This window comes from Leptospira jelokensis, assembly GCF_004769635.1.
GTDB classification, from domain to species: domain Bacteria; phylum Spirochaetota; class Leptospiria; order Leptospirales; family Leptospiraceae; genus Leptospira_A; species Leptospira_A jelokensis.
This window is the reverse complement of the sequence record NZ_RQGH01000039.1, coordinates 80,582-92,704: the sequence shown is the minus strand read 5'-3', so window position 1 is coordinate 92,704 and position 12,123 is coordinate 80,582. Positions and strand designations below refer to the sequence as shown.

Here is a 12,123-nt window from a genome sequence, read left to right as displayed (position 1 = left end):
AAAACACGGTCGGTTATACATTCAAGTGATGGCAATCAAATAAATGCGAGGCGCACAAAACATTTATAATCCTAGCTTACTCAGTGCAAACGGAAACTCCCTATCTATGATATCCACTGTTAGCGGAATAGATTATAAAATATCTTACCTTCATTTGAATGAAGTTCCTACCATCCCCGGAAATGGCGAGATTAAGCGAGGGCAACAAATTGGCCTCCTTGGAACAACTGGATCATCAACAGGAAATCACCTTCATGTAGAAGTTACAACTGTCAGTAGACCAGATATACCTGCGTTATACTATGACCCCATCATGAACTCAAGAGGCGAAATCTCCGGGTATCGAATCAACTCAGATTACTTTATGAGAGAAATGTTAAAATCTGAAATCCCAAGGTAAGAAAATAATGATAAAAAAGATAGTATATGGGACCTTATTTCTGTTATTCGTCTGTAAACCGATGGATCAGGAGAGAAAGGACAATCTGATTCAGGATGATTGGCACACGGGACCCGAAAGAGAAGAGATAGAGCCAGGGTATATTTACGTTAGGGATCAATCGGGTGAGTATACGTTTAACAGAAGAGGAATGGACCCTAGAGAAATAGCTCGCAAAGAAGCAATTCTCGGTGCAAAATATTTGAGGGATATCATCGAGGAAAAGAATTTCGCACTATTGATCGAAGATTCACTTCCTATATATAATTCCGTCGGTTCAAAACTAGGAGGGCTTAACAAATATGAGAATTCAGATGAAATCAAAGAACGATGGTTAAAAATATATAATCAATCAAAAAAAGACCCTTTCTGCAATTTCGACGAGTTGTTCAAAGGAAAAATTATATCGATTGAGATTTCCCCATATCGAACTCGTAAACCGGATGTATTCTATTCAGAAAAGTATAAGAAAGAATATATATTTTATAGACCAGATTACCTGTTCACAATCGAAAAGTTAGATCAGAAAAAGGAAAAAATAATAATGGGTATATCTTTTAGTAACCAGGATTCTATAAAAACATACTTTTTGGAAAAATACTTTGATCACTGTCCAGTTCCTAATTTGCAAGCGGAAGATGATCCTTATTTGCCAGAGATCGATCTTTGAAATAAATAAATTTTGAAAGATGTCCTACCCCGAGCCATTGACAATGAGTTTATCGAAGTGTCAAAATTATCGGAAATCCTTTCCGATAGAAAAGATGGGAGCGTAAAGCGCGGTCGTTCTTACAAGAAATGACCATCCCCTAACAGATTCGAGGCGCTAATCGTTTACGGAATTACAACCGGTAACTGGATAACAAACTCACATCCCTTTCCTACTTCCGAATGGATTGACAACGATCCTTTCAATTCATCGACAAGTAGTTTGACAAAATGGATTCCAAATCCGTTCCCGACTTCGCCCGCTGTCCCTAAGGTAGAATTTGCTTTGTCTGCTAATACTTCATTGATTTGTTCCGCTGTCATTCCGATTCCAAAGTCTTTGATCCGTATGACTAATGTTTGGTTTTCTGAATTTAAGACATCAAAATGGATTTGTATCTCACGTTCCATCGGTGAAAACTTAATTGCGTTTGAAATTAGATTTCCTATAATCTGCAGGAATTTATTTTTTGGAACTTTTGTTTTGTTTAAGTTGGGATTGATATTTACAATGATGTTAATTTGTTTCGCTTGTGATTGAGCTTGGAACAAACTTAATACTTGTTCCGAAAATTCAGAGATCGAAATATCATTTTGTATCGAACTCTCTTCAGTCAATTCATTCATAAGATCATTGACCAAATTCAGAACGGAATCACTACTATCTTTCATCATTTTCATGACCGAAAGGCATTCCTCTATGTCTATTTCCTCATCCTGTTCGAGGATGATCTCAGCCAAACTAGAAATTCCACCGATAGGTCCTCGAATATCATGTGCTAAGATCTTATAATTCTTCCATAGTTTCAGATTTCTTTTTGTAGTTTGGTCAGCGGTGTGTTTGAGTTTGATACGACGACTTACCTCTTCGGCAATGATTTCTAAGAGTTTGATTTTTTCTGGGGAAATCGAATTTTCTTCTGTGTCAATCACACAAAGAGAACCGACATTGGATCCCTTGATATTGATGGGGATTCCGTAATAGTACTTTAAGAAGGGACTCTCCGTGACAAAGCCCTTCTCTTTGAATCGATCATCAATCCTTAAATCCTTAACTTCAAGATGTGTATTGCTTAAGATGGTAAATTGGCAAACCGTTTCTTCTCTTGGTGTGAGTGTAGAAGGAAATCCAAAATCTCCAATCGTCCACTGGTGTAAGGCATCGATGAGATTGATATGCGAAATGGGTGTCCCTGTGATCCTTGCAGCCAGTTCCGCGAGTCCATTAAATTCCTCTTTTAAAGAAACATAATCTAAGTTTAATTCTGCTAATTGGAGTAAACGAGTGATTTCATTTTCGGGAATGGTTTGCATGGATGGATTCCTAATTGATTCACTATTTTTATTTTATTTTAGACGAAATGGAGGTTTGTCCGCTGAGCAGATCCCCATGCAGGTAGTTGTTTTGCAGAGGAACCAAAATAAACCCAAGAGATTAAGAAATAATTGATAAGATTTCGCATTTTAGTATTCATTTGGATTTGACAATTGAATGATTTTCATCGAATTTATTGGGTGAATCAAATTACCCAAGTATTTTTTTAAAATACCAACTTGTGTTTATGTCTTACCTGCTTTCCCAATCCGAAACGTAACCTTCGTATTGGTACGATGCTAACATTTGGTCCGGCACACTCGTATTTTCATTGGGACTGGGACTTGGATTCTCGTCGAGAAAACTTAGGTTGTCTTTACGCCTAAGTGGAGTATAGTTTTCAAGCCAACGAAAAGAGAAGGACTGATAGATGGATACAAAATCGATCATTGAAAAAGCGGTGGATGATTCATTAAGTGCCATTGCGATTTCAGATCCACTCGGTAAAATCATTTTTGTAAACAATACTTTTTTGCGTTTTTGGGGTTACTCTTCGAAAGACGAGGTGGTAGGACGTTTGACAAATGATTTTTGGATAGCTTCTGATCCTCAGACAAATGGGATTCATTCCCTACCAAAGACAGGTTCTTTTTTGGGAGAACTGGAAGCAGTCAAAAAAAACAAATCCAAATTTAATTGTTTAGCGCAAGTATCGATTTCCAAATCCAGTTCAAATGAAATCCAATACATTATTTTTAGCATCTTAGAAAGTTCCAATCAGAATACAATCACCGATACCATCCGTGAAACGGAAAACTATTATTCACAGATACTCGATTCCATATCTGATTTTATTTTCTGTAAAGATTCTGATTTTAAAATGACCTACGTGAACCAGGCCTGCGCAGATTACTTTGGCCAAAAAAAATCAGACATCATTGGAACATATGATATTCCAGAAAACAAACAAGAGTTTATCGAAGAATACCACAGAATCGATTCCCTTATCTTCAAAGAAGGCAAACAAGTCAAAATTGAAAAAGAACCTCATTTAGGCAAAGATGGATTCATTCGTTATTTTAATACCGTCAAAGCTCCGATCAGGGATCAATATGGAAACATAAAAGAACTCGTCGCTGTGGCAAGGGATATCACCGATTCTGAAGACATATTAGGAAAATTGAAACTGATTACAGAAATCACATCTGATTATATCTATACGGCAAAAATCATCGATGGTGAAATATTTGCAGATTGGAGTTCTGGGAATCTATCAAAAATTGTAGGGTATACAGTTGAAGATATTGGAAAATTAGGAGGATGGATCAAAATCATCCATCCAGATGACTTAGGTCTTGTTGGGAATCGGGTATCTGAAATTCTCCAAGGAAAGATTGGTGTATCGGAATACCGTGTTTTGGCAAAAAATGGTGAATACATTTGGATTCGGGATTATAGCAAACCATTGGTAGATGAATTTGGTAAATTATCCAAATTGATTGGCGCTTCGAAAAACATTACGCTTGAAAAAGAAGCGGAAACCAAACTGAAAGAAAGTAACGAACGATTCAAAGCCTCGTTGGAAGCTTCATTTGAATCCATATATTTTTTATCGATTTTGAAAGACAACGAAGGGACAATCATCGATTTCCTTTTTACTGAAATGAATGAGAAAGGTTCAAAAAACTTAGGAGTTCCAAAAGAAGAACTGATTGGAAAACGAATTTGTGAATTGTATCCAATCAATTTAGAAAATGGATTTTTTGAGCAGTACAAACAAGTTTTTTTAACAAAAGAACCACTCGAACAGGATTATACAATTCCAGATGGTTATTACACACCTGGCTATTTTCATCACATCGTTTTGCCAACAACAGACGGGGTTGTCATCTACAATCGTAACATTTCCGATTGGGTCGCAAAAAATAAAGAACTTGAAACCCTTGTCCAAGTCACAAATAGACAAAATGAAAGGCTTAGAGAGTATACCTACATTACTTCACATAATCTGAGAGCACCCATTGCCAATATACTCAGTTTATGTAATTTATTAAAAGATGATCCAAGTGACCAGAGTTTGGTCCAAATGATTGAATCCTCTGCCGTACAATTGGATCATATGATGCGAAATTTAAATGAGTTGCTTACCATAGAAAAAGACTCACTTTCGCTTGTAAAAAAAGAAATCAATGTCCAAAAAGAAATTCAAAACCAACTTTTGTTATTCGTTTCTGACAAATCCGAGCATACTAAAGTGAATGTATCCATTCCAGACGACGTAGTCCTATACACAATACCAGTATATTTTGAAAGTATCATTAACAATGTTTTATCCAATGCATTTAAGTATTGTTCTCACAAAACGATTGGGCATATCCAAATCGAAATAAATGAATCCGAAGAGTTTGTCATTCTTTCGATCTCCGATAATGGAGTTGGAATTGATTTGGAAAAATACAGAAGTAAAATGTTTAAAATGAATTCCAGGTTCCATCCTAATATAGAAGGAAAGGGCATGGGCCTTTTTCTAACAAAATACCAAATTGAATCCTTGGGTGGAAAAATTGAAGTGGAGAGCCAAGTTGACAAAGGCACAAGTTTCCATCTCTACTTTCCAAAAATGTCTCGAATGAACATCTAAATCGCTCTTTTGGAAGGAAACAAACCTTCCTTTACCATCATCTTTTCGGTAAATAAACCCATCAATTTATTGATTTCAGTCGTATTCTGGTTTCGTTTTTTTCGTCAGATTTAATTAGGATTTTTTATGCCTTCCAGGTACAACGGATTTAACAATTTATCCATCGGTATGCAAATCGTGGATGAAGAGATGCGTTATTATTTTCTGAATGATAGTTTGTTAAAACAAATCCAAATGGAAAGGGAGCAAATCATTGGTAAAGCAATGGTTGATGTGTTTCCTGGCATCGAGAATACCGAAATTTTTAAATCCATCCAAACATGTTTTGCAACATCAGAAAACCAATTTGTAATCAATGAATTCGAATATCCAGACGGCTCCCGTAAAGTTTACAAATTGGATTTGGAAAGAGTTGAGGAAGGTGTCCTTATCTTATCAACTGATATTTCAGCTACGAAAGAATATGATGTTTTTTTAAAAAATGAAAATGTTGTATTAAAAGATAACACGAAAAAATTACAAAATTTATTAAGGAAAGTGTTAGATTCCTCTTTAAATGGAGTTCAGTACTTTAGGTCCATTCGAAATTCCAATCACGAAATTATAGATTTCGAATATGTGTTTTCGAATAAAGTTGCAAGTGAAATCATTCAGATCGAAGAAAAAGATGTGATTGGCAAACGGTTGTTAGAGGTTTTACCCGGCCATAAAGATATCCTTGAAGGTTATGGAAAATCACTTTTTGAATTGTATGCAGAAGTTGTAGAATCTGGTCAAAATAAAAGTTTATTATTCAAGTTTACTTCTGATGGAATCGATGCTTGGTTTTCCAATAATTCGGTTAAATTAGAGGATGGATTTGTTGTCACGTTTTCTGTAGTCACCGAGTTAGTGAATAAAACAAGTCAACTAGAAGAAATTAATAAAAATTTGGAAGAAAAAGTAAGGAATGCCATTCGTGAACAACATATAAAAGAAGAAGCATTGATACAACAATCGAAACTTGCTGCGATGGGAGATATGATTTCTGCAATCGCTCACCAATGGAGACAACCATTGACTTCCATCAGTTATGGAATAATGACTTTAAATGAAATTTTTACAAATCTACCTTTCCATGTGGAAGAATCAGAAAAAGTAGAATATGAAGAAGTTTATACTCAAATAGAAAAAGAAATTGAATTTTTAACGCAAACAATTGAAGATTTCCGGAAATTTTATTCTCCGAATTCAAAAAATGAAAACTTTAGTGTAACTGATGTCATTCACTCATCCTTTCATTTTCTTGATCATGAAATCAAAATCAATAACATCCGAAAAGAAATTAATTTACCAATAGATTCTACCATCACTGCTTATGGAAATCCAAATCAATTAAGACAAGTATTTTTAATATTGATCGATAATTCTATAGATTCATTTAAGAATAAAGAGATCGAAGATAAAACAATTTCTTTTTCTGTGACCCATTTCGATTCGGAGTTCATCGAAATAGAAGTTTCCGATAATGCAGGTGGTATCCCACAAGAGTTAGTTCATAAAATTTTTGAACCTTATTTCACCACCAAAGGGCCCACATCTGGTACGGGGATGGGATTGTACATCTCTAAACTGATCATCGAAAAAACCTTCGAAGGTTCAATCCGCGCGAGTAATGAAAAGAATGGTGCAAAATTCATTTTGAGGATAAAAAATGGCGAACGCTAAATTTGAAAAGGTAATCCTTGCTGTTGATGATGAGGCAACCGTACTCAAAATGATGGAGCATTTATTAAAAAGAAAGTTCTCCGGCTGTTATGTGGCATCGAATGGAAAGGAAGCTCTCAATTTGCTTGAGAAAGGGGTTCAAATCGATTTTGTCATCACTGATATTTCAATGCCCGTAATGGATGGTTATGAACTAAGGAAAAAAATCTTCCAATTCAATCCCAATATCCCAGTCATTGCAATCACTGGGCATACGGATGAAGAACATTTAAAAAAATTAGAGGAGTATCATTTTACGAAGGTATTTTTCAAACCATTTAATAAAGCAGATTTAGAAAGCATAGGGGAAGTGATCAAAAACATTTAACTCCGAACGATTTGCACCACCCAATCGGATAACACGGTCATGATGGGATTGGTTGGCAATCCATATAACAAATATCAGGTGAACATCGAAATGAAAAAATACCGAATTGTTTGGATTAACGAACAAGATTCATTGAACTAAGTTCAAAAACTTTCAACCGGCCAAACTGTTTTTTGGGGAAATTCTGAACGGTTTTAGCGGTATTTTAAAATTTTTTTTCCAAGCCCTCCTTTTTTCCATTGAATCACCTTATATTGCCATACGATCTGCAACAGAATGAAAAAAGATTTGAAAATGGAGATTTTAAAATGAGGGGATTCTATCAAAAAACAGGGATTCGGCTATTGACAAAACTTGCAAAAGGATTTCTCATCATTTCCCTATTGCATTGCAATTTATTCACACCTAAGTCAAAAAATGATGATGTCCTCAATCTGTTTTTACTTTCACAATTGTTTCAATCCAAAATAGAATTTCAGTTAGGTGAGAATTTAAATTCCAATTCTCTCGTAAGGAATGCAAACTCTGTTATTGTTTTGCCTGCAGAATTCAATAACCCCAACTTCGAACTCAAGTCAGTCCCGATTGCCGATTTTTCAATGAATATTGCGGGATTTTTAGTATGGAAATCACCTGAGTTTGGTGGTGTTCCTTATGGTCAGGAAACAGTTTCCAATGCAGATAAAGTCCTTTTGGATTTTGGTGCCGAAGCCTATGGAAGAGATGCAAAATTTAAAGTTCCCTTCCAATTTGGACAGTGGGATATCTTCCAATCCCTATATGGAGTCCAAAGATTAGGCCAACCATTAAAAACTTTCTCAATTGATCCAACTTGGAAAGACGGAAGTTATGATCGATTGGGTCTCATTATCTTTGATTTCAAAATTGAGTATGATAGTAATTATATCAGTTCACCTATGCAACGTTTGGTTGAGATGAGGGTAAGGGCATTGAGTTCAAATAATGGTGGGAACATCAATACTTCTGAGGATTACTATCGGAATGCAACTGTTACAAATTTCGATATGCCCTATTTAGGTAGTAACGAAACCATTTTAAGTATGAAAACTCCTTGCCAAACTCTCTATCCTGATGAGCCAAGGATCATCAGCATCCACCAAGCAGTGTTCTGTGGGATGAGTCTACAACCATTGTTAAATGTTAATGCAGACACGGGTTCTGCAATACCTAGCGCATACAAAATTTCATCTTCCTATGTTAGGATCCAAAATGGTGACTTGGCACTTGGTGTTCCGCAAGGAACATGGGATACAAATTTCAATGAGTTAAGTGGACTTCCTGGTGATGCCGTTCCTCCAGGAAGCAATTTAGCAGTACTCCATGGCAATTTAATGCCCGAATACAGTTCCAATTCATGGAACAATGAGAGACTCCTTGTATTAAAGATTCCAGGGAATACGACACGAAATCGAATGAAAATCGTTGTCGATAAAAACAATTCCTTGTTATTTCATTCATCCAATGGGAATTCCATTTACACTCCGATCACATCGCCGAAGTTAACGGCCGACTATAAAGGTCCAGGGGTATCTTCCGAGTATGAAATCGATGACAATTGGTCTGTAGCGAATGGTATCTTCCGAAGTGCTTGGCCTACCACCGCATCAGACCCCAATCAAATTGATCCATCCAATGGAAAGGTATTTGGATACTTTTTACCAAAGATTTCGATTCAAGTTGAATGATCGATTGTTACCGAGTGAATGGTATGAAAGAATTTTCAAAAAAAACGAACAGAATCTACTGATTCTTTTTGTTTTCACACACTAGTCTGATGAGGTTAGTGTGTAAGTGGATCCATTTTCTGAAATTAGCAAAGCCAATTTATCGCGAATGAAAGACAAGATATAGATTTTATATTACTCCTTTGGAACAAGGCAACGGCAATTCTTGCCGAAGGTTTAGAATCCAGTCGTCGAAAGTGACGAATCTTTTTAGTTTGGAATGACCTTCGTTTGGAAATTCCCAAATACGAAGGTCAATTTTAAGTTAGTTTGCCAAAATTCTTTGAATGAGAAAGTAGATATCACTATCTAAACACTTTATCAATTTCAAAATTTTAAAAAATAATGATAATTAGATTCTAATTGCAAGATGTCATAACTCTGTTCGCGCCATCTCCTGAAACAGCAACAAAACGGCCATTCCCAAATGTTATTGATGTCCATAAATTCGCCTGCGGAGCTGCTCGGAACGTCCAATCAATTCCATTAGGAGAAGTCATAATTTGATCAGATCCGAAACTACCATAAGCAACAGCTGCAAAAAGTGAATTGCCATAAGTGACTGTCTGTGAAGCAAAGAAATTCGTTGGAGCAGAATATGCGTTCCAATTGATTCCATCCGTAGAACGCATAATATGTTTTGCTGGAGCCGTTACGGGTGCCATTGTAATAAATATTCCACCTCCATATGTAATCGTTACTAAAAGATTTAACTCTGGGAGTGTTCTAGATGTCCAGGTAGTTGCGTCAATTGATGTCATCACTCGATTTGTACCATTTTGCGACACAGCCACAAAGATGCCATTTCCGTAGGTAATACCTGACCAATTGTTTTGTTGAGATGCCAACGCAGACGTCCAATTAAATCCGTCTGTTGAGGTCATCACTCGGTTTGTTCCTGACCTCGCAACTGCCACAAAAATTCCATTTCCATAAGAAACAGCAGACCACTCGTTCGCTTCCGCTGCCAAACGAGAAGTCCAGTTAATACCGTCAGGTGATGTCATAACTCGATTTGCTCCCGTACTTGACACAGCTACGAAAATTCCATTACCAAAAGTAATTGCTTCCCATGTATTTTGCTCAGCCGCCGATCTTGATGTCCATGTTAACCCATCTACTGAGGTCATAACTCTGTTGAGACCATCTTTAGAAACTGCTGCGAAAATTCCATTGCCATAGGCAATGGAAAACCATGTATTTTGTTCGGAGGCCGTCCTTGAAATCCAATTAGTCCCTGGATTTACACAAGTTTCTTCTCCGGCATTTGAATTGGCTAAATTGCTGGAGAGAAAACTTAACAATATTAAAGATTCAGTTTGATTTTCTCCCTCTGCGACAGAAAACAAAGAACCGTTCGAACATCCAAGAACAAAAAAATAAACAAATAATGGATATATAATTTTGAATATAAATTTCATTAATTTTTTACCATTTCCAAAAGAAAGTAAACGAGGAATATCGAATAACAGAACGAATGTTACCGTGAGTACTCGTAGTTACAGAAGTTATATGCTCTATCGATTCCGTCAACAAGGATAAATGAAATTTTAGCAGCTGATAGATGCCATTTTGCGTGTTTGTGCAAAAAGCTGACCAGTGTTACTTGTGTGAAATCAAAATTAAAAAAAAAGGTAACAGGTGTAATTTTTTTTTGTAATCAAGATTTTATTGTCTGAATCTTTCGTTGAAGTGATAAATTTTATTATTTTTAAGCAGTAATATTATAGATTCTAGAATAATAAACTAATTTTGAATGCTATTTATTTTTCCTTTTATTTCATTCCCATCAACCGAACTAACGATCCAAGAGCCGTCTCCCAAATCGACTTCCATTCTTCATTCCATTGATCCCCTAAACTTTTTTCTAACGCATAGAGTAGGCTTGGTGCAATTGTTCCAAAATCAGTCACTGGAATGCCCATCTCTTCATGCATTTTTCCTAAATTTTGGAGTTCAATTTGGATCTGGTTCAAATTTCCTAATCTCTCAATCGTTTTTCCAAACATAGCCAGTAACTTTTTGGCTTGTGTTTCCATATCTGTATTTTGGAAAAATTTTTGGAACTCTGGTTTGGTTTCGAGAAAGTGAATGTAAAAATCCCGAGCTAAATTCGGATTCAGTTGTAATGCCAGTTCTAGTGATCGTTGTAATTCTAAAATTTGATCTTTCTCCTTAAAGCCTAACACGGAGTAGGCGGCCATCCTTTCCGTTTTTCCTCTGAGTTTTGTAAGAATCTTTTTTTGAATTTGAATTATGTCAGAGACGTATTGGTAAATCTCGTCAGAGATTAAAAATCTTGTCCCAGTTTTTTTATTCAGAACTTCTAATCGCGAGGCCACGTTTACTGTATCTCCGAGAACTGTTTGTGATTTATGATCGGAATGACCGATATCACCGTAGATCACTTGACCTGCATGTAATCCCAACCGAATGTCAAATTCATGGTGGAAACGTTCCTTAACATAAACATTGAATTTTTTTAGTTGGTCAAAAATACGAAAACAAGCTCGTAATGCCTGGATAAACATTTGTTTTTTTGCATCTTCCAAAGTAAGTTGTGATGTTTGTAATTTTGTTTTGTCTAAAAAGAAATACGCAAGGATACCATCCCCAATAAATTTATCGATAAATCCACCATTGTTAAGAATTGGATCACTCATCTCTTGGAAAAATCGATTGAGAACAAATACAACATCATAAGCTAAACTTGACTCTGTAAAAGAAGTGAAACCTTTTATGTCTAAAAATAAAATTGCCGCATAACACTCCTCGCCAGTTTTCGAATTTTTTCTTTCGGAAGTTATGTTTTTAAGATCTTCTTCATCTCGAATGATCCTTTGGACTTCGACATTACCAAAAATTTCTGTTTGGCATGACAATCGAATTTCTTTAGGCCAACCTTTCCGATCGGCAATTGTTTTTTCCCTATCATTCCTTTCACTGAGAGAATCCAATCCATCAGAAACAAAGACGCGACAGGTCGTACACCGAGCATTTCCGCCACATAAATGATAAAGTGGAAAATTATGAGCGATGGCGGTTTCCAATATGGTATCGCCTGATCGTTTGATTTTTAAAGTTTTCCTTTCTGGTTCTAAAAAAGAGAGATCAAACATTGAGTTTTACCTTTTGAAATTGATATTTGAGTATTACAATTTTGGAAATTTCACCAAAGGGAATTGCATTTCCTATTGCTAT

General features: G+C 36.0%; 9 protein-coding genes. 6 read left to right on the top strand and 3 right to left on the bottom strand.

Going from position 1 to position 12,123, the window contains the following annotated elements:
* Positions 1-43 precede the first annotated feature (43 nt).
* Both EHQ62_RS17655 and EHQ62_RS17650 read left to right on the top strand, forming a co-directional pair.
* Positions 44-400, top strand: coding sequence for a M23 family metallopeptidase (locus tag EHQ62_RS17655; RefSeq protein ID WP_135645282.1), 357 nt, complete (start codon positions 44-46; stop codon positions 398-400).
* 7 nt (positions 401-407) lie between these two features.
* On the top strand, positions 408-1,109 hold the full coding sequence (locus EHQ62_RS17650) for a hypothetical protein (protein WP_135645280.1): 702 nt from the start codon (positions 408-410) through the stop codon (positions 1,107-1,109).
* A 164-nt stretch (positions 1,110-1,273) separates the two neighbouring features.
* On the opposite strand, the gene EHQ62_RS17645 is transcribed toward EHQ62_RS17650, so the two are convergent.
* Positions 1,274-2,461, bottom strand: a complete 1,188-nt coding sequence (locus EHQ62_RS17645) for a GAF domain-containing sensor histidine kinase (RefSeq protein WP_135645278.1) — start codon at positions 2,459-2,461, stop codon at positions 1,274-1,276.
* Between the two features lie 431 nt (positions 2,462-2,892).
* Here EHQ62_RS17645 and EHQ62_RS17640 point away from each other — a divergent pair, with 431 nt between their 5' ends.
* The 4 genes from EHQ62_RS17640 (at position 2,893) to EHQ62_RS17625 (ending at position 8,883) form a co-directional block, all read left to right on the top strand.
* The gene (locus EHQ62_RS17640; RefSeq protein WP_135645276.1) at positions 2,893-5,103 is read left to right on the top strand and encodes a PAS domain S-box protein; all 2,211 of its coding nucleotides are present in this window, start codon (positions 2,893-2,895) and stop codon (positions 5,101-5,103) included.
* 126 nt (positions 5,104-5,229) lie between these two features.
* Positions 5,230-6,810 carry a PAS domain-containing sensor histidine kinase gene (locus EHQ62_RS17635; protein ID WP_135645274.1) on the top strand — a complete coding sequence of 527 codons (1,581 nt, stop codon included), beginning with the start codon at positions 5,230-5,232 and terminating at the stop codon, positions 6,808-6,810.
* Complete coding sequence (locus EHQ62_RS17630) at positions 6,797-7,177, top strand: response regulator (RefSeq protein ID WP_135645272.1); 381 nt, start codon at positions 6,797-6,799, stop codon at positions 7,175-7,177. The genes EHQ62_RS17635 and EHQ62_RS17630 overlap by 14 nt, the downstream gene beginning before the upstream one ends.
* A 344-nt stretch (positions 7,178-7,521) precedes the next feature.
* The gene (locus EHQ62_RS17625; RefSeq protein ID WP_135645270.1) at positions 7,522-8,883 is read left to right on the top strand and encodes a hypothetical protein; all 1,362 of its coding nucleotides are present in this window, start codon (positions 7,522-7,524) and stop codon (positions 8,881-8,883) included.
* A gap of 398 nt (positions 8,884-9,281) precedes the next feature.
* Here the strand turns inward: EHQ62_RS17625 and EHQ62_RS17620 are convergent, their stop codons facing one another.
* Together EHQ62_RS17620 and EHQ62_RS17615 are read right to left on the bottom strand one after the other, a co-directional pair.
* The gene (locus EHQ62_RS17620) at positions 9,282-10,343 is read right to left on the bottom strand and encodes a hypothetical protein (RefSeq protein WP_135645268.1); all 1,062 of its coding nucleotides are present in this window, start codon (positions 10,341-10,343) and stop codon (positions 9,282-9,284) included.
* Positions 10,344-10,697: 354 nt separating this feature from the next.
* On the bottom strand, positions 10,698-12,041 hold the full coding sequence (locus tag EHQ62_RS17615; RefSeq protein WP_135645266.1) for an adenylate/guanylate cyclase domain-containing protein: 1,344 nt from the start codon (positions 12,039-12,041) through the stop codon (positions 10,698-10,700).
* Positions 12,042-12,123: the final 82 nt, after the last annotated feature.